This window comes from Nocardioides sp. (assembly GCF_031397825.1).
GTDB lineage: Bacteria > Actinomycetota > Actinomycetes > Propionibacteriales > Nocardioidaceae > Nocardioides.
Genome location: NZ_JANNML010000030.1, coordinates 1 through 21,152 on the forward strand (window position 1 = coordinate 1; position 21,152 = coordinate 21,152).

General features: G+C 65.9%; 19 protein-coding genes and 1 tRNA gene. 10 read left to right on the top strand and 10 right to left on the bottom strand.

Annotated features, from left to right (window positions below; genetic code table 11):
* The first annotated feature begins 204 nt into the window (after positions 1-204).
* Positions 205-2,568 carry a DNRLRE domain-containing protein gene (locus tag RMN98_RS02005; RefSeq protein WP_309647130.1) on the top strand — a complete coding sequence of 788 codons (2,364 nt, stop codon included), beginning with the start codon at positions 205-207 and terminating at the stop codon, positions 2,566-2,568.
* A 1-nt stretch (position 2,569) separates the two neighbouring features.
* On the opposite strand, the gene RMN98_RS02010 is transcribed toward RMN98_RS02005, so the two are convergent.
* Positions 2,570-2,947, bottom strand: coding sequence for a hypothetical protein (locus RMN98_RS02010; protein ID WP_309647131.1), 378 nt, complete (start codon positions 2,945-2,947; stop codon positions 2,570-2,572).
* A gap of 1,028 nt (positions 2,948-3,975) precedes the next feature.
* On the opposite strand from RMN98_RS02010, the gene RMN98_RS02015 reads away from it, so the two are divergent.
* Positions 3,976-4,683 carry a hypothetical protein gene (locus tag RMN98_RS02015; RefSeq protein ID WP_309647132.1) on the top strand — a complete coding sequence of 236 codons (708 nt, stop codon included), beginning with the start codon at positions 3,976-3,978 and terminating at the stop codon, positions 4,681-4,683.
* A 2,033-nt stretch (positions 4,684-6,716) separates the two neighbouring features.
* Here the strand turns inward: RMN98_RS02015 and RMN98_RS02020 are convergent.
* From RMN98_RS02020 to RMN98_RS02030, 3 genes are read right to left on the bottom strand one after another with little or no spacing between them, the layout of a single operon-like run.
* Entirely contained in the window at positions 6,717-6,923 is a 207-nt protein-coding gene (locus RMN98_RS02020; RefSeq protein WP_309647133.1) for a hypothetical protein, read from the bottom strand.
* Positions 6,920-7,291 (bottom strand): hypothetical protein, encoded by a 372-nt coding sequence (locus tag RMN98_RS02025; RefSeq protein ID WP_309647134.1) that lies wholly within the window; start codon positions 7,289-7,291, stop codon positions 6,920-6,922. Before RMN98_RS02025 ends, RMN98_RS02020 begins: the two co-directional genes overlap by 4 nt.
* Positions 7,291-7,638 carry a hypothetical protein gene (locus tag RMN98_RS02030; protein ID WP_309647135.1) on the bottom strand — a complete coding sequence of 116 codons (348 nt, stop codon included), beginning with the start codon at positions 7,636-7,638 and terminating at the stop codon, positions 7,291-7,293. The genes RMN98_RS02025 and RMN98_RS02030 overlap by 1 nt, the downstream gene beginning before the upstream one ends.
* A 207-nt stretch (positions 7,639-7,845) precedes the next feature.
* On the opposite strand from RMN98_RS02030, the gene RMN98_RS02035 reads away from it, so the two are divergent.
* From RMN98_RS02035 to RMN98_RS02050, 4 genes are all read left to right on the top strand, one after another.
* Complete coding sequence (locus RMN98_RS02035) at positions 7,846-9,108, top strand: hypothetical protein (RefSeq protein WP_309647136.1); 1,263 nt, start codon at positions 7,846-7,848, stop codon at positions 9,106-9,108.
* A gap of 1 nt (position 9,109) precedes the next feature.
* On the top strand, positions 9,110-11,029 hold the full coding sequence (locus tag RMN98_RS02040) for a hypothetical protein (protein WP_309647137.1): 1,920 nt from the start codon (positions 9,110-9,112) through the stop codon (positions 11,027-11,029).
* A gap of 433 nt (positions 11,030-11,462) precedes the next feature.
* Positions 11,463-11,536, top strand: a tRNA-Asp gene (locus RMN98_RS02045).
* Positions 11,537-11,638: 102 nt separating this feature from the next.
* Entirely contained in the window at positions 11,639-11,995 is a 357-nt protein-coding gene (locus tag RMN98_RS02050) for a metallopeptidase family protein (protein WP_309647138.1), read from the top strand.
* Here RMN98_RS02050 and RMN98_RS02055 read toward each other — a convergent pair.
* Genes RMN98_RS02055 through RMN98_RS02065 form a run of 3 tightly spaced genes read right to left on the bottom strand, consistent with a single transcriptional unit; the run spans position 11,986 to position 13,615 of the window.
* A complete protein-coding gene (locus tag RMN98_RS02055; protein WP_309647139.1) occupies positions 11,986-12,312 on the bottom strand; it encodes a CrcB family protein in 327 nt (108 codons plus the stop codon). The two genes, RMN98_RS02050 and RMN98_RS02055, sit on opposite strands and share 10 nt — an antisense overlap.
* Positions 12,309-12,722, bottom strand: a complete 414-nt coding sequence (locus tag RMN98_RS02060; protein WP_309647140.1) for a CrcB family protein — start codon at positions 12,720-12,722, stop codon at positions 12,309-12,311. The genes RMN98_RS02055 and RMN98_RS02060 overlap by 4 nt, the downstream gene beginning before the upstream one ends.
* Entirely contained in the window at positions 12,719-13,615 is an 897-nt protein-coding gene (locus RMN98_RS02065; protein ID WP_309647141.1) for an ATP-binding protein, read from the bottom strand. The genes RMN98_RS02060 and RMN98_RS02065 overlap by 4 nt, the downstream gene beginning before the upstream one ends.
* 257 nt (positions 13,616-13,872) lie before the next feature.
* On the opposite strand from RMN98_RS02065, the gene RMN98_RS02070 reads away from it, so the two are divergent.
* On the top strand, positions 13,873-15,351 hold the full coding sequence (locus tag RMN98_RS02070) for an NAD(P)/FAD-dependent oxidoreductase (RefSeq protein ID WP_309647142.1): 1,479 nt from the start codon (positions 13,873-13,875) through the stop codon (positions 15,349-15,351).
* 22 nt (positions 15,352-15,373) lie between these two features.
* On the opposite strand, the gene RMN98_RS02075 is transcribed toward RMN98_RS02070, so the two are convergent.
* Positions 15,374-16,045 (bottom strand): PaaI family thioesterase, encoded by a 672-nt coding sequence (locus tag RMN98_RS02075; protein WP_309647143.1) that lies wholly within the window; start codon positions 16,043-16,045, stop codon positions 15,374-15,376.
* An 85-nt stretch (positions 16,046-16,130) separates the two neighbouring features.
* On the opposite strand from RMN98_RS02075, the gene RMN98_RS02080 reads away from it, so the two are divergent.
* A complete protein-coding gene (locus RMN98_RS02080) occupies positions 16,131-16,682 on the top strand; it encodes a GNAT family N-acetyltransferase (protein ID WP_309647144.1) in 552 nt (183 codons plus the stop codon).
* On the opposite strand, the gene RMN98_RS02085 is transcribed toward RMN98_RS02080, so the two are convergent.
* Positions 16,639-17,553, bottom strand: coding sequence for a hypothetical protein (locus RMN98_RS02085; protein ID WP_309647145.1), 915 nt, complete (start codon positions 17,551-17,553; stop codon positions 16,639-16,641). The two genes, RMN98_RS02080 and RMN98_RS02085, sit on opposite strands and share 44 nt — an antisense overlap.
* Positions 17,554-17,704: 151 nt before the next feature.
* Positions 17,705-18,946 (bottom strand): lytic transglycosylase domain-containing protein, encoded by a 1,242-nt coding sequence (locus RMN98_RS02090; protein ID WP_309647146.1) that lies wholly within the window; start codon positions 18,944-18,946, stop codon positions 17,705-17,707.
* A 196-nt stretch (positions 18,947-19,142) separates the two neighbouring features.
* On the opposite strand from RMN98_RS02090, the gene hemL reads away from it, so the two are divergent.
* The gene (gene hemL, locus RMN98_RS02095; RefSeq protein WP_309647147.1) at positions 19,143-20,474 is read left to right on the top strand and encodes a glutamate-1-semialdehyde 2,1-aminomutase; all 1,332 of its coding nucleotides are present in this window, start codon (positions 19,143-19,145) and stop codon (positions 20,472-20,474) included.
* Entirely contained in the window at positions 20,471-21,151 is a 681-nt protein-coding gene (locus tag RMN98_RS02100; RefSeq protein WP_309647148.1) for a histidine phosphatase family protein, read from the top strand. Before hemL ends, RMN98_RS02100 begins: the two co-directional genes overlap by 4 nt.
* Position 21,152: the final 1 nt, after the last annotated feature.

Sequence of the window (21,152 nt, forward strand, 5' to 3'; positions counted from 1 at the left end):
AGGCAGCTCCTACCGGCTCAAGGACAGCGGCATCGACACGCTGCCATCGGCCAGAGCCGAGAACACGGCACAATGACCAACACCGAAGTGGCCTAACTTTCAAAGAGCAGAACCGGCCGAACTTTCGACGAGCGCTGACAAAATCTGGCGCGCTTACTGAGCACCTCTAAACAGGGCGGTGCCAGCCACTCTGGGAGCAGTTCATTGTACCGTCTCGTTCATTTTTCACGCCCTCTCAACTTTTCAGCCGCCACCATTTTAGTGTCGCTGCTTTTGGTGTCGATGACGCAGCATGTGTCTGCCGCACGGCTTCCAGAGCAGCAGGGCGCAATAGAAGTATTACCAGCGCAAAGCACGGGCATAGTGCCGGAGATGTCCACGGCGACAAGCAACACGTACATTGACGAAAATGGCGATATGCGCCTCGAAGCCTTCGCTGAGTCGGTGAATTATTGGGCTGAAAGTCAGGAATGGTTGCCGATCGATAACGAACTCGTCCCGGCCCCAGGTGCGGCATATGAGGCCGTCAATAGTGCCAACAGCTTTCAGGCGAAGATTCCTGCCGACCCGTCGACCACTCCGGTTCGATTCGAGACCGAGGATGTGTGGGTCACGATGCGTCTGCACGGCCTTTCCGAAGCCCCCGAAGTTTCAGGTGCGGCTGCGACGTTCGACGAAGTGCGTGGTGCGGATGCGGTCACCTATGAGGTCACCAGCAACTACCTGAAGGAGAACATCCTTCTCGAAGAGGCTCCGGTCGGCCCGCTTCGCTATACATACACCATTGGGACTAGCGCGGGTTTGACACCACACCTAAATGCTGATGGCTCGATCGAGTTCCGCAAGGCCAACGGCGATGTTACCGTCGTGATGCCAGCCGCCTACATGTTCGACTCCGGCGAAGACGTAAGCGTGAGCACGCAAGTGTCCTACGAGCTGGTTCGTAACGGCGCAGGCTGGATGCTCGCCGTCACTCCTGATGCGGGCTGGTTGCAGGACCCTGCTCGAGTTTATCCTGTTACAATTGACCCATCGTTGGGAAATGAGCCTGCAGCCAAGGATTGCTGGATTCGAGATAGCACGCCATCCGGCAACAATTGCGGGGATGCCGCAACATACGTGAAGGTAGGACGAAGCTCGGGCCCCATCAATTACCGAGGGCTACTTGACTTCGACACCTCCTCTATACCCGCTAACGCAACGGTCAGCTCCGCGGAAGTGCCTCTATACCTCGATCACACGCAGTCGGCGAGCGCCGTTACTGGTGAGTACGCGCTCTTCCGTGCGGGTCTTGCATTCAGCGGCAGCTCTGCGACTTGGAGCAACTCGGGGACATCCGGAGCATGGGATGGCGGAGACCCTGGAGCCACCGCCTACGGCACGCTGTCGATGAACGGCAGTGCGTCCGGATTCCGTATCTTCGGCGGAAATCTCAAGGATCTTGTCCAGAGCTGGGTCACTAATCCGGGGAACAAGACGGGGCTGGTCCTCAAGCAGGCGGGAACGTCTACCCTGAACGTCCTGTCTTTCTACTCCTCAGCGCCCGCGGCTTCTAACGATAATAAGCGTCCTAGGTTGAATGTGACCTACTCCGTCCCCAACAATGCACCAGCAACACCCACGGGCGCGTTCGCATCACCTGGCACGCCTCAGTCGGCGCACTCTACAACGCCGACATTAGGCGCATCAGTGTCCGATCCCGACGGTCAGATGCTCACCGCGAAGTTCACGGTGCTGAAAGACGGCGTCAGCGTCGCCACACTCTGGGACTACAGCGTTCCCTCTGGAACTGTGGCGGATGCGTTGGTGCCGTCGGGGGTGCTCAATTTGAGTGTAACTTATGAAGTCTTCGTGAGCGCTTTCGATGGGGCCCTCTGGTCGCCCGAAGCTCGCATGGCCATGCTTGTAACGACCGCAGCGACTGATGACACTCTAATTGACCCAGGTACTGCTGGTGACTCTGTCATCGCTGAAGAATTTGACAGCAGTCTCCCGGGATATTCAGACCCTGACGGTAGCGGCCAATGGAGGTCCTACGTCACGGCGCCGGATGGGTCGAAGACCTACTTCTCGAGTGACTCAACAACCAACGTTGAGGGTCGAGGGTCAACGTGGTGGGACGCCCAGTGTCCCGGAGATTCCGGCAGCGACAAGTACAGGCACCTCAAGGAATACCCCCGCAAATCGCTGCACACGCGGATGGTTGGATCTGACGCTATCCACTACTGCGGTATGGCGAATCGCGACGGGAGCGAGGCGGCTTTTGGTCTGCGCTACATCCGCGCTGGTCACAAATCGCAATTCGCAAAGCTCGCTGCCTGGGAGGGGCGTGACTGGGGGAGCTTTATGAACTGGTGGGTATGGCACACGGTTTCTGAACCGGACGCAGTCTTCGAGCAGAACGAGGCCCGCTTCTGTTACGAGCGCATGGTCTCATTCGTTAATCCGGCAGGAAATATTACCCCTCGAGTCATGGTGGTTATCCTTGGAAAGACGGCTAGGCGAATTATGACTGCCTGGCCTAGGAGTAACGCTTCGTATTACTGTACGGGTAATCAATTGGATTAACTCAGGTCGCTATGCCGTCGCTCGACAATGGCAGCATTGTTTGGAGGCTGCGCAACACGTCGATCCAGTAGGCGTCGTCGTAGCCATGAATAGTGGTCCACTCTCTACCGGTGCCGAAGACGTCGCTAGCAAAGATGAACTCTGTAGAAACGAGCGCTCGTGACCAATCCAGAACTGTAAGTCCCCTCCCGGCATGAATCGCGTCAGCGATGCGACGACCATCCTGTTCAAGTTCTTCAAGTCCGGAGAAGCCCATGGCTATGGCCAACGCAGGAGTGCACTCCGATGGCCCTTGCCAGTCAACGAGACCATAAAAAAGCATGTACCGCTGTGCATCAGAGAGGGGTGGAGAGATCAAAGGCTCGTCGGTGCTCGGCATGCCGAAAGTATGCCAGATAAGCAGTTTGGTCGTGTGGGAGCGTTGCCTGTCGACATCGGGAACCGCTGCTCGCCACTTTCGCCCGCCGTGACGTGGGGACAAATTCTTGCCCCTGATGAACTCCTGTCGTGATCACACCATCCCTTGCGGGAACGCTCGCGAGTCGTCCAGAGAGACGGCCTGTACGTCTGGAGCGTAATCACGCCATGTACTCCCGCGGGGTTCGACAAGTGACGCCAGCGACAAAGGCCAAGAGACCCCCGGGCCCTGCGTAGATGCGCCCAGGGCCGGGGGTCTCGCTTCGTGCGAGACCGGACAAAGCACGCCCTATCGAGGTGACGACTGATCAACCGGTTGATGCCCTGATCTCGCGGTATAGCCGCATCGAGGTCGATGCTCTGCTTAGATCCGGCGCTGGTCTACGAAGGTGTTCCGGTCAAAGTTGCGCGGCTCGCGCTCCACCCCGTGTCGAGATCGACACAACAGCACGGTGCGGGCATCTCAGATGCGACCTGGTGAAGACCCGAGGCTGTTCGAGTTTGCCCGCCGGCAAGGTAGAACGATTCGCCCGCTTCCGCCCCCACCCAGAGGAAGTCAACTTCGATCATGACGGTCTCCCGCCGTTACCAACCCGGCGAGCGGTGGGGCCGCGGCGTCCGAATTGACGTCTCGCCTGGGGTTTCGCGATCAGTTCTCGCCAGTTCACCGAATCTATCTTTCAGGTGCGCCGCGTGGGCGTTGCCGGACACGGCATGTGCGACGCGGCAAGGGAACGAATCACAAGCGACCGTCACGGCGAGCCGAGGCGCTGACCTTGCTCGCTGCATCAGATTGTAGTAGCAAATATGCTACATGAATCAAGAGTTTGTGTATCAAAGCGCGGAACGTTCACCGGTCTTGAATGAGGAGTCACTCCTCAGGATCGAGTGCCACCCCCCACCACCCCCACCCGGTGCGCGTTGATCTTGAGTTTCGTGGATCGTCGGCTTATGATGTTCGCCCCTCTTGATTGGTCTCCAAGGATGAAAATGAACGCGCGAAGCGTCGGCGCAATTCTCGCAGTGGCTCTGTTCTCGGGCAGCGGACTGTCGGCCTGCGGAACTGCAGCTTCCCCGGCTCCGGAAGTGGCGGCACCTCCACTTGACCAAAGCCGACCACCTTCTGAGGTAGTTGAAGTGGTTGAGTCTCATGCAAGAGAGGGATTTGAGCACACTGGAGGGGTGCTTAAGCGCACAGGGATTGTCGTGGCTGATGCAGGTGGGCAGAGACTCGAACCTGGAGAATTCGGTCGAGCCAGATCGATTGAAGCGTTGTTCGCAGAAGGTGAACATTCCTTTCGTCTGGCCCTGAATTACTCGGCTGCTGAGTCCGAAGGGGACCCAGAGCGCATCTGCGACGTTGGGGTTGCGGACGGCGCCTACGTGTCTTGCGAGGCCGAGAAAGTTGAAGGCCTAACGAAATTTGTGAAGGTGATGGCGTTGCTGCCTCCCGAGGAGGTATATATCCGGGAGCCACTGGTTATTGCTCGGCCCGATAGGTTGAAGGAGCATGACGGGCTAGTTTGGTATCGGCGAAGTGTTCAATTTGTTGATCCCGAGAACTCAAGAATTGTTTCCGCTAGCGAGGTATTTCCAGCGAATTCGGTGGATGCCGCGATGAAGGAAATGCGGATGTCGATTACAGAGCTAACGAACATGGCCTCTGATCCTGATTTGGCTATGGACGTGACAGAATGAGGGCGACTGCAAAGGGCGTTGAGAACACGCTTCAGGGCGGATCTGGGACTGCGCGGATCGTGGTGGTCGCGATACTCGCTCTCGTATTGATCGGGTTGCCAAGCCAACCTGCCCATGCGGCGCAAAGTTATATTGCTAAAATACCAAATACGTTCTCACCCGACGCCAGCCGTTATGGGGGCCTGACGTTCTGGCAGGCTGTGAAAACCCGCTTCACGGCGGACATGACCCTCCAAGACACTGAGTGCGACAATAAGGGCGTTCATGCCTATTTCAACGTTTTTCCTGTGAGTGGCACAGTTGGCTACACGCGCACCTTCTACTGGGGCGGCGGATGCGGAGGGGGGAATGGGACTACTGGGGATTTCCCGAACGAGTATTTTGACCGACCTTCAAACATTGATGACGTTTTCCCCGTGGTATGTCTAATAGACGATGGCATGATCGACGGTTGTCTGGGCGGAGCGGGCCACGACAATCCGTACACGTAGTAGCGACACGCCCTCACGCGCCGATAGAGTTCAGGACATCGCCTGGTTCCAGTTGCCAGCCGCGCCCCCCTCAGGGATAATTCCACGGAATTCCAACGACGACACCAAACGCCGTGACTGGGCGATACGGCTCCCGTGAAGACATGGCGGGGTTATGCTTTTGCCATCGGGGGAAGACGACGACGAATTCGTGCGGAACTGTCTCACAATTAATTTCTCCACCCGGAAGCGGTGGAATTCCGGATGGGACCTACCTACCTTTGCGCACCCGGATTTCCTGTTGTCATGGGAAGTTCGTTGAGATGCTTTGGAGGTGACAGTGGGGACTTTTGCACGCTGGCGGCGGGGATTCACAAAGGCGGATCTAAGACCGGGCCCGGGGCTGGGGAGTGCAATTATGCTTATTTTAGTCCGATCGGGAAGATGGCCAATCTCGATAAGCGCCTAGTGACGCCAAGATGACGTCCGCGAAAACGCTCTGCCTTGCATTCACATTCTTAATAACTGCCAGCGCCCGCAGCGATGAGGGGGGCACCCTGAATGGTCCCGCTCCCTCCAGAGCGCCCAGAGAAGCAAGCGGCCCGGTTTCCCTCAACCCGGGAGACTTGCCTCCAGATGGAGACGACGCCCTATTGTCCGGGACCCTAAAGTTGAAGAATTGTGCTTAATTGTGGACGTCCCACAATACCCGGCCCTGATTCCAGTTTTCTTTACGTTGGAAGTTGAATGGAAGCCGACCGGGGAGCAGGTACTCGCGGATGGGGAGATTTACGCTGTGGGCGATGAGGTTAACTTTGGAGGAGGCATGGCCAGCGAAGACGAGACGCCGCCCGCGGGGTACGTTGTCTCGAAAACGTGCACGAAGTTTGGTTTATTTCGCGTGACCAGTCTCGGATAGGCGGGCTCCGTCTTTCGTGGCTTGAGTCATTGCAACTCCACGTAAGGCGCGACAGAGGTCTTGGGATATTCAGCCAGTCTGCGGGCCGGCTTTCGAGTGTGGAATTGCAGCACCCTCTACCCACCCGCGAAGCCAACAGTGAAACTGATTCACGACCGGCTGCACTACTTGCACTTGGCCGATTCGTCCAGGGTCTGTCTGTTGGCAGCCCTGACTGGGCATTTCGCCATCCAACTGAACCCGCGACGAACTGGCCGCGGAAGTTCAAGGAGGTGGTGGTGGGGAAGTTCCCCGGTCCGTTGAGGATGACTCCGGAGCACCGGATGGGGTTCCCGGAGGGCTGGGCTGTCCAAACCAATGTGGTCATACGACCCCAAGTCGCGGTAGACAATGGTGCCGGTGCATCGCGTCCGGGAGCGGCCGAACGCAACGCGACCATGAACTACTTACCCTTCTTGCCGCCCTTGGCCTGTGCCAAGGCGCTGGCTGCGATGCTCTTCGTTCGGGGCGACGAGCGGCCGTCGCGCAGAGCGCTTGAGGCCTGCTTGGCGACCTTGGCGCTCGTGACCTTGCTACTGCTTCGCTTGGACATTGGCTTACCTCCTTCCTGTCCGCCTGCACTCCGACTTCGGCTTCCCCGCCGATCAGCAACGCCGCTCCGCTCTGATGAATGAGTCCTCAGGCATCGAGACGTAGGCCTCAAAGGCGCCGAACTTCTCTTTCAACTGTCGCACGGTGTAGCCGGGGAGGAGGCGGTCCAGGTCGCCGACGAGTCGTGCCGCGATTGCCTCCCACCCGATAGGTACCGAGCACATCCAGTAACCGGGATCGTTCGGGATTCGGACCGTCATCGGGTCTCCTCAATGGCGGCCACCGAGAGGGACGGGTCGCCGAGCAGGCTGACCGAGACGACGGGGGTGGTGTCTCGCAAGGTGCCGACTGCGGCCGGGTTAAGGCCTGTGATCCAGAACCGGTAGCGCTCGCCGGTGATCGGCTCGGGCAGGTTGCCGATGACGGGCAGGACTTCGCCGTCGCGTCGGAGCGTGTCGCTCCAGTAGGCGTCCGGGTCCTTGGAGTGGGGCTCCGAGTTCGTTGCGTCGGGCACGCGCATGTACGTGTCGCCCTCCCCGAAGGAGAAGAGGTGGCAGGACCCAGACGAGGTCTCGACGACCCAGCGGGTTCCCAGTGCGCCCCACGTGGCGCTGCTCTTGTTGGTCATCATTCGGTCTCCTCGATGGTCGAGTCGGGCTGCCAGTAGGACTGGTCGATGCCGCAGCAGTCGCACGCGCACTCGTGGAGCCAGGACGGTCCGCGGGCGTACCGGTAGGCGCTCTGGGTGCCCTGATCGTCTAGGTAGACGGCGTCGTCGAGGTCGGGGTGGTCCTGGTGCTCGCACCGACGCCCGAGGCGCCCGCGGTACATGACGAGGGGCGCGTCTCGGAGCGCGTGATCGCTCGGGTTGTGCAGTGCGCATCCGCCGATGCGACCGCGGCAGCGCCACTGCGGATGCGTGTTGCTGATGATGTTGCCGTCAGCGAGAGCCCACATCTCAAGGTTCTCTTCCATGCGGTTCTCATCCTCCTTCGAAGTTGCTTTCTCTCATCTGCACGCTTCAGCACGTCGTTGAGTGCGCTACGAGGTCGCTGCCGGACACGGCCTGTGTGACCGGGAAGCGAACGAATTACAAGCGGCGCACTTCTTGACGAGCCGTGTTGTGACTGTGTTGGCTCCATGCAGATGTAGCAAATGTGCTACATGAATGAGGAGTTTGCAATGGCAAAGCGAGGAACCTTCACCACCGTCAGTCGCGCCGAAGCGGCCGCGGGAGACACCGCCGCGATGACGTCGCGGGCCGCGCTCGAAGAGACGCAGTTCGCTCAGGCAGCGGGCGCGAAGGGATCGCAGCCTGGCCCTGTTGCGGTTCACGAAACAACAGAGAACCCGGTCGTGCGGCAGGCGCGGACGCGCAAGTCCAAGCGGGTCTGCGCGCCGTCGGTCCCGACCAGCCAGGAGCGCCACCAGGTGCTGACCGACTACCGCCCCACTTCTCTGCGCTGGGAGGACTACCGGCACTTCCAGAAGGAACTCGTCGCCCTAGTCGAGCGCATGGACTTCACCAGCACTTCCGTCGACGCGGCGTTCTTGGCCAGCAGCACCGCCTTCTTGCGCTGGCGGCTGCGGGTTGCAGCGCCCGAAAGCCTTGCCGCGGTACTCACCGAGGCGAACATCCAGGCCTACGGGATGCACCTGGAGTCCCAGGGAGCGACCTCCGCCACGACTATGGCTCGGCTTCGACACCTAAGGCGCGGTGGGCCGATGCCCACCGGGCCCATCCGCAAGTTGGTACGCGAGCCGCACACCCGCGCCGAGGCGCTGGCCTTCTGGGAGAGCCTCGCCCGTATCGCGCAAGAGCGGGCCTTCGAGGGCAAGGTGCTTTGGGCGTTGACATTCGGGCTCGGACTCACCGCGCAAGAGGTGCAGGCCGCGACCGCCGACTGGGTCCACGTCGAGGGCGAGAAGATGTTCGTGGTCGTGCACTACGACACTGGGGAGTTCAGGGTGATTCCCGTCGTCGACGCACCCGTGCGGCAGGTACTGGCACAAGCGGCACGCCAAGCCCGTCAAGCAATCGTCGAGCAGACGGCCGAGAAGGTGCGGCGCAGTCGTAAGCCCATCTCCGCAGAGGCATGGCTACTGAGTCCGCACATCGTTGTGCGGCGCAACCTCATCAGCGTCCTTAAGGTCGCGCTGAGGCGCGTCCACGGCCTCTGGGCGACCTACGACGCCGCCAGGGCGCGCGGTGCCTGGATCGCTGGCCTTCTCGAAAGCCCCATGTCGTTCTCGATGGTGTGTCAGATCGCTGGGCTCAACCCCGGCACGAAGACGCCCACCGAACTCCTCAGGTACCTCCCCGAACACAAGGACGTCGCTCTCCACGCGGCAGCGCAGCGGCTTCTGGGCGAGCCCGGCAGGCACCTGATCATCCTCGACCTCGCTACGCGCCCCGGTTCCGGGACCGTGACGGAGGTGAACTGAAATGGGATACAGCACTCACCGCCCCGACAGCGCCTCCACGTTCGAACTCGTCAAGCAAGGACTGGCCCTCGTGGAGATCTCGGGAGTCGTGCCGCTTCTGGAGGCCGCCACGTCCGGCTCCGCGGCAGAGGCGGGAGGCAGGCCCGCCGATGGCTTTGACGCGGTCACATCCGCCTCAGCCACGCCGAAACTCGGTCGTCCCCAGACCCGGGAGAGGCTCACGGCCCGCTCACTCTTGACCCTGATCTACGTCTTGTCGCGTCGGAACAGGGACTTCACCTGGGCGGCGCTGGTCGGTCTCATCTTCGGCGAACTCGACGACGCGAGCCGCGCTTCGCTGGGCATGACGGCGCCCTACTGGTCCGACGATTCCCGGTGCGCACAGGTCGTCGGGCCTCGCTCTGACGGCCCGGAGGTCGCGCGGCACCTACCCCAGGCTGAGCGGATCCGCGCCAAGAAGGAGTTCAAGCAACAGGCCAACCAGATCGGCTTTCAGTGCAAGGCGCTCATGGAGTGCATCGACACCACCACCCTGGCTGCGAACAAGAAGCACACCGTTGCCGAACTCCGGGCAAGTCAGGAGGCCGACGCAGACCTGGATGCGCGCGCCGCGCTCCGAGACGAGGTCGTCTATCGGCTGATCCGCGCCAGTCTCGTCCTCGGCAACGACCTGAACTACGGCACGAAGGACCTCAAGCAGGGCATCTTCAAGTCGTGGGACGGGCACATCGGGATCGACGAGACGAAGGCGCGTGTGACCACCGGCATGCACCCCGGTGACATCGCCCCAGCGTTGCAACTCGCCCGCCAGACAGCGCACGACCGGCACCTGCGCCACCCCGATGTCGTCGGTCTTCAGAGCATCATTGCGCTTAGCGGCAGCGCCGAGTACACCGTCCCCGCAGTCTGCCTGGGCATTGGCGTCACCGAGCCCGGCACCGACGTTACGGGACCCGTGCTGGCCGGGATCGACCTGATCCAGCGCATCGACCCCTCACTGATCCCGCCCGTGCGCACGAAGAAGAGCGACAAGCAGGGGGTCTGGCACCGGTACGTGGTGGGCGACCGGGCGTATCCGCAGGCAACAGGCCTCAACACAGGCCTGATCGAGCGGAACTTCGGCCTCGTCGGTCTGCCGCTGGACCGTCAGCGACCCTACGAGCGCCTCGCGGAAACCGGCAGCACGTCGACAGAAGGCCCCGTCTTGGCCCGATGCGGGTCCGTCATGTGCCCGGGAGTCAACAAGCAGCGCCTCACTCGGACACTCAAGCACCCCGGCCACGACGCAACCCAGGCCCAGCGGGACGCGCACGCGGAACAGGAGGCGTACCTGACGGCCTTCAAGATGGGCCAGAAGTGGCGCTTGCCCGAACTGCGCAACATCAAGGTCGGTCGCCCCAAGGCTGGAGAAGCCCCCGAGCAGCAGTACAAGTTGCAGGTCGCCTGCCCGGCTACTGAGGGCCGTGTCCTCTGCCCTCTCGTGCGGCGACCGGAGCAGGAGACCCGTGACCTCATCGAGCGCGGGGTCCCCAGCGTTGAAGCCGCTGATCTGCCCAAGGGCGAGTCACTGCCGACGTGTTGCGGAAAGACGAGCGTCGTGAACTTCGACGACAGCGGCAACAAGAAGGGCGTCAAGTACTGGCAGCCCCTCATCGCGGAGTCGTCAAGGCACTGGGCCATCTACAACCCCGGCCGCAGCCGCACCGAGGCCTACTTCTCGGTCCTAAAGTCACCCACCGGGGGCAATTTCACACAGGGACGCACCGAGTGGAAGCGTGGATCCATGTGGAGTCTCACGGCCGCGATGGCCGCCGTGGAGACCAACCTGCGCTTCATCACCTCGTTCGTGGAGAAGTCGACGCTCCCTGTGGAGGCAGTCGAGACGCGAGAAGAGTCGGAAGCAGTTCCCCCCGCCGCCTAACTCACCGGCAACAGCGAAGGGCCTCAAGACAACAGTCTTGAGGCCTTTCGCTGCATTCAACAGAAGAACTGTAGGAACTTCAGGGGCCTCCGGGAGTCCGCTGACAACCCAAGCGATAGCAGCCGACCTAAGCGCCTTCGCTTCGTGACCGTGACAGTCCGCGGCGACGAGACCCAGGGGCCGGAGTGCCCTCGCAGTGGATGCTCAAGGCGACGCCTCGGGCCACCGCGCCGGGCGAGAAACTGTAGGAACTCGAAGCCGAAACTCTAGGAACTGCCCTGCGTCGCCCGTCCGGCTGAGCGTGGCACAGGATTTTCGTGACCATTCGCTCCACCCGCTCCAGTCCCTCGATCCGATCCCGGATTGGGAGGTGCCGAGGGGGATGGGTTAGAGTTCCAGCGCTCCGGCAGTGCCGGGCAAAATGCAGCACCAAGGCCCCGTAGCGCAGTTGGTTAGCGCGCCGCCCTGTCACGGCGGAGGCCGCGGGTTCGAGTCCCGTCGGGGTCGCAGCAGAAGCAGAGCCAGCACGTCCCGGACCACCAGGTCCGGGACGTGCTGTCGTTCGCGGGCAGTTCCTGGTCCTGCCCGGGCGCCGGGCACAATGACCGGATGCCGATCGAGATGGACCCCGAGCGCTTCGACGCGCTGGTCGACCGCGCGCTCGACGGCATCCCCGAGGAGCTGGCCGCGCTGGTCCAGAACGTCGTCGTCCTCGTCGAGGACGAGCCACCGGCAGACGAGCCGCCCGACCTGCTGGGCCTCTACGACGGCGTCGCCCTCACCGAGCGCGACCACACCATGGGGGTCGAGCTCCCCGACCGGATCTTCATCTTCCGCGGACCCCTGCTCGACATGTGTGCCGACGAGGCCGAGCTGGTCGAGGAGGTCCGGATCACCGTCGTGCACGAGGTGGCCCACCACTTCGGCATCGACGACGAGCGGCTGCACCGGCTCGGCTACGCCTGACCGACCCAGAAGCCCACAGCGCACGCGCCGAGGGCCACCAGGACCGTCAGGGCCGCGTAGAGCGCCCCGCGGCGCCCCAGGGCGTGCGTCTGCACGGCGAAGGCGCTGTAGGTCGTCAGGCCGCCGCAGAAGCCCGTCCCCAGCAGCGCCACCAGCTGCTCGTCGAGCGACATCGCGGTGAAGAGGCCCAGCAGGAACGAGCCGACCACGTTGACCACGAAGGTGCCGACAGGGACGTCGCGGTCGAGCCGGTGGCCGACCAGGAAGCGCAGGGTCGCGCCGACGGCGCCACCGAGGCCCACCAGCAGTGCGGTCACCGGTCGCCCCCCTCGGCAGCCACGGTGGCCCGCTCCTCCGGGCGCGACCAGTGCGACGCGACCGTCACGGCCACCAGCGCGGTCAGGAGCGTCCCCAGCAGGTACGTCGCGGCGAGGGCGGGGCGGCCCTGGTCCAGCAGGCTGCGTCCCTGCTCGGAGGTCGCGGAGAGGGTCGTGTAGCCGCCGAGGACGCCCGGCCCGAGGGCGACCGCGAGCGTCCGGGACCGTCGTACGGTTGCGAGCGCGGGGAGCAGGGCCAGCGCGAGGGCCCCGGAGACGTTGATGGCGAAGGTCGTCCACGGGAAGCCGCTTCCGTCGGCGAACGCCTCACCCAGGGCGTGGCGCAGGACGGCGCCGACGGCTCCACCGAGGGCCACCGCACCGACCAGGCGCGGCAGCGGGGGAGTCACGAGACGCTAGTGTGCCTGACCCGACCCGGGCGGAGCGGCTCACGCCACGGCACGGGGTCCTCGCCACCGGTCTGGCGGACGAACTCGCCGAGGAACCACTCCTGGAAGCGCTGCTGCTCCGGCGTCCGGGCCAGCGAGAGCAGACGCTCCTCGCGACAGAAGGCGTCGGCCAGGTCGAGCAGCTCGATGAAGCGGCCCACGGTCGTCGCCGCCTCGGTGTCCATCACGACGTGGATGTCGGTGCTGGTCTGGCCGGCCGCGAGGGCCGCCTCGATCTGCCCGGCGCCCATCCCCTCGCGCAGGGGCTGCTCCAGGCTGCCGAAGAGGTCGGAGAGGCTCTTGGCCAACGGGTAGTCGGACTCGTGGGCCAAGGCCAGCAGGCGCACCTCGCGGCGCAGCTCGCGGTAGTGGCGCTGGAAGGCGATGTAGGAGGTGAGCGGGACGTCGCGGATGTCGAACTCGATGAGGTCCTGGCCCTCGAGCTGCTCGCGGGGCCCCTCGAGGATGCCGGTGATGGTGCCCTCGGCACCGTCGTCGTCGGCGAAGCCGGTCGCGGGGTTGAACCACACGACCTTGCCGTCGTCCTCGATCTCGGCGCCCCAGGCGTCGGCGCTGCGCGCCACGATGCTCAGGCCACGCCCGAAGGTCAGCAGCAGGTCGTCCTCGTCGATCGGCTCGGTGTTGGACGGGAGCGTCGGCGGGGTCGTCGACCCGTCGCGGACCTCGACACGGGGGTGCTCCCGGGTGCCGCGCACACGCACCTGGATCGGGGCCGCCCCGTGGAGGAGGGCGTTGGTGACGAGCTCGGAGACGCCCAGCTCGGCGCACTCGACGAGGTCCTCGCGGCCGATGTCAACGCACGTCTCGACCACCCAGCGGCGTGCATCTTGCACACCCCTGGGCCCAGAGCCCAAGGACAGGGCCGGCCGGTTCAGCGGCAACGAATTCTCCGACGTCAACAGGACAGGGTGGAGCCATTGTCGGCTGATTTACCCCGGGGGGCGCGGCAGCAAACCTGATGTCGTTGAAATTTCTTCACGCCGCCCCAGTGGTCCAGCCATGTGACACAGACGACGGAAGCCGGGATTGGTCAGCGTTGTCGGGTCACGGGACAATGGTGGCGAGGACCCACCGACCACGGGAGCAGACCATGAGCACCGAGACCAGCAGCGCACGCCACCAGGTCGTGGTGATCGGGTCCGGCTTCGGCGGACTGTTCGGCACGAAGGCCCTCCGACGCACCGACGTGGACGTCACGATGGTCGCCAAGACCACCCACCACCTCTTCCAGCCGCTGCTCTACCAGGTCGCCACCGGCATCCTGTCCGAGGGCGAGATCGCGCCCCCGACGCGTGAGGTCCTCAGCAGCCAGAAGAACGTCCAGGTCCTCCTGGGCGAGGTCACCGGCATCGACCTCGAGAAGCGCGTGGTCACCTCCCACGTCCTCGGTCGCGAGAACGTCCACCCCTACGACTCGCTGATCGTCGCGGCCGGAGCGGGCCAGTCCTACTTCGGCAACGACCAGTTCGCTGAGTACGCCCCCGGCATGAAGAGCATCGACGACGCCCTCGAGCTCCGCGGCCGCATCTTCGGCGCCTTCGAGATGGCCGAGCTCGGCGCCCAGCGCGGCGACAACGTGGACCACCTGCTGACCTTCGTGGTCGTCGGCGCCGGCCCGACCGGGGTGGAGATGGCCGGCCAGATCGCCGAGCTCGCGCACCGCACCCTCAAGCGCGACTTCCGGGCCATCAACACCCGCACCGCCCGGGTCGTGCTCCTCGACGCCGCGCCGCAGGTGCTGCCGCCGTTCGGCAAGAAGCTCGGCGACTGGACCGCCCGCGAGCTCGAGAAGCTCGGCGTCGAGGTCCAGCTCGGTGCCATGGTGACCGACGTCGACGAGCGCGGCCTCGAGGTGAAGTACAAGGACGGCCGCGTCGAGCGGATCAACACCGTCACCAAGATCTGGGCCGCGGGCGTCCAGGGCAGCGCGCTCGGCAAGACCCTGGCCGAGCAGACCGGTGCCCCGCTCGACCGCGCCGGTCGCATCGGCGTCAACCCCGACCTCACGCTGCCCGGGCACCCCGAGGTCTTCGTCGTCGGCGACATGATCGCCCTCGACAACCTCCCCGGTGTCGCGCAGGTCGCGATCCAGGGCGCCAAGTACGCCGCCAAGGAGATCGACAACCGGCTCAAGGGCAAGCCCGCGCAGCCGCCGTTCCGCTACTTCGACAAGGGCTCCATGGCCATCATCAGCCGCTTCCGGGCGGTCGCGATGGTCGGCAAGCTCCGCCTCACCGGCGTCATCGCCTGGCTGATGTGGCTCGCCGTGCACCTCGTCTACATCACCGGCTTCAAGAACCGCGTCACCGCGGTCCTGCACTGGTTCGTCTCGTTCCTGGGTCGCGGCCGCTCCGAGCGCACCACGACCGAGCAGCAGATCTTCGCCCGCGCCGCCCTCGGCCGGTTGCGCCGCGGCGCGACCGACCTGGTCTCGGCCCCCGGGGCCTACGACGCCGCGCGTGAGCTGCTCGACGAGAGTCGTCGCCACGAGCTGGAGCGGCAGGCCGTCGAGGAGGCCAGGCTCACCGACGCCGGCGAGCGTGGCGTCAAGAGCGCCGAGCGGGTCTGAGCCCCGCCTCCGATCGCGGGTCCTACTCGAAGTAGCTCGGGGTCGGCGCCTCCGGGTCCCGACGCTCGATCGCGGCGCGGGCCCAGCGCGGCAGGATGAACACGCCCTCGGCCTCCACCGTCACGCCCTCGGGGCCGATGATGTGGCCCTTGGCCCAGGTCTTGATGCCTTCGCTGCGGTCGATCCAGGCCTCGGCCCGCAGGTCGCCCAGCGGTGTGCCCTGGCGGTAGGTCAGGGTGAGGGTGCCGGTCATGCCGGGCTTGCCGCCTGCGCCAGCCGCCTCGCCGAGCAGCTGGTCCAGCAGCAGCGCCGAGACGCCGCCGTGCACGAGCCCCGGAGGCCCCTCGTAGGCCGCGCCGAGGTGGAAGTCCGACCACGCGCGGCCGGTGTCGTCGTGGTCGATCACCAGCGGGGGAGCCGCACCGTTGCGCAGCCCCACCACCGTGTTGCCCCACGGCCGTCCGCGGCCCTCGGCGCCGAACCGCACGCCGTACGGTCCCTCCAGCTGGCTGGTGCGCAGGCGTGCCACGATCGCCTCGATCTCGCCCTGCGCCCGCCGGATCTCGTCGTCGTCGACCGTGGTGCGGATGGCGGCGTCCACCAGCTCGCGCACCGACTGGGCGAAGGGGCCGTAGAGCGCCTTCTGGCGCTCCACCTCCTCGAGGTCGAGGTCGTCCTTGACGTATCCGCTCACGGCGGAAGTCTAGAACACGTTCCAGTTTTGTGGTGGGCCCGGAATGCGGTGGCCGGGGGCGCGGCCGCTCTGATGGGATGAGGCCATGACCGAGCTCGTCGTCCCCGATGTCCGCTGGCACGCCTCGTGGGCGGCCGCGATGGCCGAGTTCGGCACCGACTACCCCCACGGGTCCGGCCTGGGTGACCCCGCGCCGGTCTACGACGAGCACGGGTGCGCCGCCTACGCCGCGTGGCTGCGCTCCGCGGCCACCGACCCGATCCGCGAGGACTGGGTGCGCTGCTCGTTCTTCTGGATCACCGACGGGACCGAGGTGGTCGGCTTCCTGGCGCTGCGGCACGTGCTCAACGACTGGCTGCTCCAGGAGGGCGGCCACATCGGCTACTCCGTGCGCCCGTCGCGCCGTCGCGAGGGCCACGCCGCTCGGGCGCTGGCGCTCTCCCTGGGGAAGGCGGCCGTGCTCGGCATCGAGCAGGCGCTGGTGACCTGCGACGAGGACAACGCGGGCTCCCGGGGGACCATCGAGGGTGCCGGCGGGATCTTCGAGGACCCACGCAACGGCAAGCGACGCTACTGGATCGCGACCGACGTCGTCAGTCGGTCCGCTCCGGGCGGTGACGTCGCAGCACGCTCATGAACTCCGTCGGGTCGACCATGGAGGAGTCGATCACGAACGGCGACATCCCGCGTCGCAGGAAGAGCACCCTCCAGCCGCGCTTGCCGGCTGTGCCGACGACCTCGATCGGGGTGTAGGGGCTGTCCAGGTCGAAGACGAAGCGTCCGGCGGAGCCGAGCACCTCGAGCTGGCCGCTGGTGACGCTGAGGCGCGGCGCCGACGAGCCGGCCCGCAATGCCCACAGGACCAGGCTGAGGGCGCCGAGGGTGGCCGCGACGGCGATGGTGTTGGTCGTGCGCACGTCGTAGGCCTCGTATCCGGCGTAGGCCGTCGCCGCCAGGGAGGCGAGCAGCAGGAGGCCGACCAGGCGACGGGCGCCGGTGCGGGGCTTGAACACCACGTGGCCGTTGTCGCGCGCGTCGGGGACCGGCGTCCTGGCGCTGACCGGGGTGGCCGGCGTCGCGGGCTGGGGTGCGGTCGGGGGCGAGGGGGGCGTCGAGGGGTTGCTGGACTGGACGAGCGTCACCCGGGGCGGGGAGGTCGGCTCCTGGGTGGTGGTCGCTGGCGCCGTGGGACGCAGGCGTCGGGCCAGACGGGACAACGCCGAGGTGCGCGACCAGCTCAGCCGCTCCTCCGGGGGTGCTGCGGGTGCCGGTGTGGGGGGTTCCTCGAGGACGACCGAGCCGGCGGTCGCCGTGGTGGCCTCGTGCGCCTCGTGGGCCTCCTCGGCGAGCCGCACGGCCAGGGCCACCTGCTCGGCCTCGAGGGCCGCGTCGGGGGTGACCGGACCGACTGGTGCGCGGGTCTCGCCGACAGCCCCTTCGCGGTGCGAGAGCCAGCGTTCGAACAGCTCGCCGGCAGGCTCGCTGTGCGACGGTGTCGGGTCCTCCATGGCAGTCAAAACTACGCCTCCGATCTCGTTCGCGAGGGACTTTGCGCAGGTCGGAGGCGGGTGCGGCCCCTGGGGTTGCGCCAGGTGAGGGTGCTCCGACATGCGACGAGCCCCGGCCTCAGGCCGGGGCTCGTCGTGGGTCGAAGGGCGATCAGCTGGTGTAGTCCTTGACGCACTGATCGAACTTGTCGTCGCTCTTGAGCGGGTTGTCGATGTAGCCGTCGAGGGTGCACTGCACGATCGCCTGGGCGAGGGTGAGGACGTCGTCGACGGGCTCGACCTGGGTCGAGGGCAGCGGCGGGATGGTGACCGAGGGCAGCGGGACCGGGTTCTCCTCGGGGATCGGGAGACCGCCGCCGTTGCCGCCACCGGTGTTGCCGCCACCGGTGCTGCCGCCACCGGTGCTGCCGCCGTCGGGGGTGGGGTCGGTGGTCTCGGGTGCGGTGGGGGTGGTGCCGCCGCCGGAGGGCTGGGGCTTGATGTCGGCCCCAGGTCCGTTGCCCCGGGGGCCGGAGGCGGGCGGGGTGTAGCCGGGGTCGGGCACGATGTAGCCGGCCGCGGTGGTGGAGTTGGGCACCGAGGTGTAGTCGCCGGACATGTAGTTCTCCATGATGGAGAGCACGAGGTCGACGTAGGACTGGGAGTGGTTGTAGCGGTAGACCGAGGCGCGCTGGCCGGTCAGGGTCGCGAGGTCGTCGTTGCCGGAGCAGAGGTAGACCGCGGTGGCCAGGGCGGCGTCGTCGATGTCCTGGGGGTTGCGCTGGGCGTCGCCGTCGGCGTCGACCCCGACGACCGACCAGGTCGAGGGGATGAACTGCATGGGGCCCACGGCGCGGTCGAAGACCTGGTCGTTGTCGTAGAGGCCGGCGTCGGTGTCGCGGATGACGGCGGTGTTGTTCTTGCCGTTGAGGGCGATGCCGTAGATGCCGGGGGTGGCGATGCCGTCGTTGTTCAGCGCGTTGCCGCCGTAGCGGCCGTGGTCGGACTCGACACGGCCGATGGCGGCGACGAGCTGCCAGGACAGGTTGCAGGTCTTGTCGGCGGAGTTGATGACGGTCTCGGCGCGCTGGTAGGCGGCCAGGGCTGCCGAGGGGATGCCGTTGGTGGAGGAGGTCGCGATGATCTGCGCGGTGTTGCCACCCACGCCGCCGCCGAGCTCGCCGCCACTGACCGAGGCCGGAGCCTCGATCGCCTCGGTCGGCACGCTCGTGCCGTCGGGCAGCGAGGTCGACTCGGTGATGGTCGGTGCGGACACCGCGGTGGTCGGACCGACGCCGGCGAGGCTGGCGGTCCAGGCGGCCGACAGCAGCGCGAGCGGCAGGATTGCCGTCGCTTTCTGCGTGCGACCGAAGCGCTTGGCGGACATGGACATCTCCCCTTGAGTTGCAGCCATGCTTCCCACCTGCCGGCTGTGCTAACCCAACGAATCGTGTCACAGCCAAGTTACGGCCGGAGGGGAAAACGTCGTGAAGGAGCGGGGAGGTGGTAGGCGTGACCCATGGTACGGGACCGTGGTGTCCGTCACACGATCCCGCTCAGCCGGCGGGCGCGGATGCTGCTCGCTGGGGTCCCTCGGCGACAATGAGGAGGTGACCACGGCCGATCCTGCCCCCACGTCCGGCGCCCTCTTCGCGAGGGCCAGGGCTGTCACGCCCGGAGGGGTCAACTCCCCGGTCCGGGCCTTCAACGCGGTCGGTGGCACCCCGCGCTTCATCCGCTCCGCGAGCGGTGCCTGGCTGACCGACGTCGACGGCGTCGACTACGTCGACCTGATCTGCTCGTGGGGCCCGATGCTCCTGGGGCACGCGCATCCCGAGGTCCTGGCTGCCGTGACCGGCGCGGTCGCGCGGGGCACGTCGTACGGCACCCCCACCGAGCCCGAGGTCCTGCTCGCCGAGGAGATCGTCGAGCGCACCCCGATCGACAAGGTGCGCTTCGTCTCCTCGGGCACCGAGGCCACCATGTCGGCGATCCGGCTGGCGCGCGGCTTCACCGGTCGCGACGTCGTGGTGAAGTTCGCCGGTTGCTACCACGGACACGTCGACTCGTTGCTCGCCTCGGCCGGCTCCGGCCTGGCGACCTTCGCGGTGCCCGGGACGCCCGGAGTGCCGGAGTCCTCGACCGCCCTGACGCTGGTCCTGCCCTACAACGACCGGGCTGCCGTCGAGGCCGCCTTCGCCGAGCACGGCGACCGGATCGCCTGCCTGATCACCGAGGCGGCGGCCGGCAACATGGGCGTCGTGCCGCCCGAGCCCGGATTCAACGGCTTCCTCGCCGACATCTGCACCCGCCACGGCGCGCTCTTCGTCACCGACGAGGTCATGACCGGCTTCCGGGCCTCGCGCACCGGCTACTGGGGCATCGACGGGGCGGTCGAGGGTTGGACCCCCGACCTGATGACCTTCGGCAAGGTGATGGGCGGCGGCTTCCCTGCGGCGGCCTTCGGTGGTCGCGCCGACGTCATGTCCCACCTGGCGCCCGAGGGGCCCGTCTACCAGGCCGGCACCCTCTCGGGGAACCCGATCGCCACGACGGCCGGCCTCACGACGCTGCGCCTGGCCACCGACGACGTCTACGCCCACATCACGAGCGCGGGCGACGTCATCAAGCAGGCGACCGCCGACGCGTTGACCGCCGCCGGTGTGCCGCACGTCGTGCAGGCCGCGGGCACCATGTTCTCCGTCTTCTTCACCGACCCCGCCGACGGCCCCGTGCGGGACTTCGCGGCCGCCTCGCGCACCGACAGTGCGGCCTACGCCGCCTTCTTCCACGCCATGCTGGAGCGACACGTCTACCTCCCGCCGTCGGCGTACGAGGCGTGGTTCCTGTCCTCCGCCCACGACGACCGGGCGATCCAGACCGTCCTGGACGCCCTGCCCCACGCCGCGACAGCGGCCGCCGCCGCCGGAGGAGCCCGATGAGCCAGACCCCCGACACGATCGTCCACCTGATGCGCCACGGCGAGGTGCACAACCCCGACGGCGTGCTCTACGGCCGCCGGGACGGCTTCCACCTCTCCGAGCTCGGCAAGCAGATGGCCGAGAAGGTCGCCGACGCCGTCAAGGACCGCGACATCGTGCACCTGCGGGCCTCGCCGCTGGAGCGCGCGCAGGAGACCGCCGCGCCCCTGTCGCTGCTCCGCGGCCTCGAGATCACGACCGACGAGCGGATCATCGAGTCGACCAACGTCTTCGAGGGCAAGCGCTTCGGCCAGGGCGACGGCACGCTGAAGAAGCCGAAGAACTGGAAGTACCTCTACAACCCGTGGAAGCCGTCGTGGGGAGAGCCCTACGCCGACATCGTCGCCCGGATGATGGCCGCGGTTCACGACGCGCGCATCGCCGCGACCGGTCACGAGGCCGTGCTGGTCTCGCACCAGCTGCCGATCTGGACCACCCGTCTGCACGTGGAGAAGCGCTCCTTCCTCCACGACCCCCGCAAGCGCCAGTGCACCCTGACCTCGCTCACCTCCTTCCACTTCGTCGGGGACCGACTGACCCAGGTCTCCTACAGCGAGCCCGCGGGCGACCTGATCCCGACCGGGGACAAGAAGGCGCCGTTCTCCGCCGGGGGAGCCCCCGAGGAGAAGCGGCCCTGAC

Bases quoted from the DNA above. Each gene is read 5' to 3' on its own strand.
- RMN98_RS02010 (WP_309647131.1), bottom strand. From the start codon at position 2,947: ATGCCGAGCACCGACGAGCCTTTGATCTCTCCACCCCTCTCTGATGCA.
- RMN98_RS02015 (WP_309647132.1), top strand. From the start codon at position 3,976: ATGAACGCGCGAAGCGTCGGCGCAATTCTCGCAGTGGCTCTGTTCTCG.
- RMN98_RS02020 (WP_309647133.1), bottom strand. From the start codon at position 6,923: ATGACGGTCCGAATCCCGAACGATCCCGGTTACTGGATGTGCTCGGTA.
- RMN98_RS02025 (WP_309647134.1), bottom strand. From the start codon at position 7,291: ATGACCAACAAGAGCAGCGCCACGTGGGGCGCACTGGGAACCCGCTGG.
- RMN98_RS02030 (WP_309647135.1), bottom strand. From the start codon at position 7,638: ATGGAAGAGAACCTTGAGATGTGGGCTCTCGCTGACGGCAACATCATC.
- RMN98_RS02035 (WP_309647136.1), top strand. From the start codon at position 7,846: ATGGCAAAGCGAGGAACCTTCACCACCGTCAGTCGCGCCGAAGCGGCC.
- RMN98_RS02040 (WP_309647137.1), top strand. From the start codon at position 9,110: ATGGGATACAGCACTCACCGCCCCGACAGCGCCTCCACGTTCGAACTC.
- RMN98_RS02050 (WP_309647138.1), top strand. From the start codon at position 11,639: ATGCCGATCGAGATGGACCCCGAGCGCTTCGACGCGCTGGTCGACCGC.
- RMN98_RS02070 (WP_309647142.1), top strand. From the start codon at position 13,873: ATGAGCACCGAGACCAGCAGCGCACGCCACCAGGTCGTGGTGATCGGG.
- RMN98_RS02080 (WP_309647144.1), top strand. From the start codon at position 16,131: ATGACCGAGCTCGTCGTCCCCGATGTCCGCTGGCACGCCTCGTGGGCG.
- RMN98_RS02085 (WP_309647145.1), bottom strand. From the start codon at position 17,553: ATGGAGGACCCGACACCGTCGCACAGCGAGCCTGCCGGCGAGCTGTTC.
- RMN98_RS02090 (WP_309647146.1), bottom strand. From the start codon at position 18,946: ATGGCTGCAACTCAAGGGGAGATGTCCATGTCCGCCAAGCGCTTCGGT.
- RMN98_RS02100 (WP_309647148.1), top strand. From the start codon at position 20,471: ATGAGCCAGACCCCCGACACGATCGTCCACCTGATGCGCCACGGCGAG.